The sequence below is a fragment of the Nocardia sp. 852002-20019_SCH5090214 genome, from assembly GCF_001665865.1.
GTDB classification, from domain to species: domain Bacteria; phylum Actinomycetota; class Actinomycetes; order Mycobacteriales; family Mycobacteriaceae; genus Nocardia; species Nocardia nova.
In genome coordinates, this window is sequence record NZ_LZMK01000034.1 from 1 (window position 1) to 564 (window position 564).

The window sequence follows — 564 nt, forward strand, 5'->3', positions numbered from 1 at the left end:
TCACCCTCACAACCCACTCTCACAACCACATTCCCCCACTACCACTCACCCACAACCACTCACTCACACAAAAATTTTCACACCTCATGCTCCCAGGTCACGAACAGATAACGAGAAATCTGGAGCGGCGTAGCCTGGATGCATGATGTCGCTGGCGAAGATCGCGTACGGCGACGGCTATGAGTATTACCTGCGGAATATCGCCACGAATGACGCCAATGAGCGTGGCGCGCAACAGCTCGCCGATTATTACAGCGAGCGCGGCGAGTCCCCGGGTCGCTGGGTGGGGTCGGGGTTGGGAGCCCTGGATATCGTCGAGGGAGACATCGTCACCGAATCCCAGATGCGGGCCTTGTTCGGGCGCGGGATGCATCCGAACGCGGACGCGATCGTCGCGCAGCTGGCAGCCGAGCAGATGGCCGAGGGTGTCTCGCCGCGGGTGGCCCGCCTCTACGGCGCGAAGATGGCCCAGCTCGGCCGCCCGCATAACCGATATGTGGTCGCCGAGGCTGGCTACCGGTTCGAGTGCGCCCGCGCCTATGCCGAATACAACCGTGCCCAAGG

The 564-nt window shown here is 62.4% G+C and carries 1 protein-coding gene; it reads left to right on the forward strand.

Translation table 11 applies throughout. The features are described from left to right. Positions 1-142: 142 nt before the first annotated feature. Positions 143-564: relaxase domain-containing protein (locus A5780_RS04150; RefSeq protein WP_231982843.1), on the forward strand; the 422-nt coding region annotated here is incomplete at its 3' end.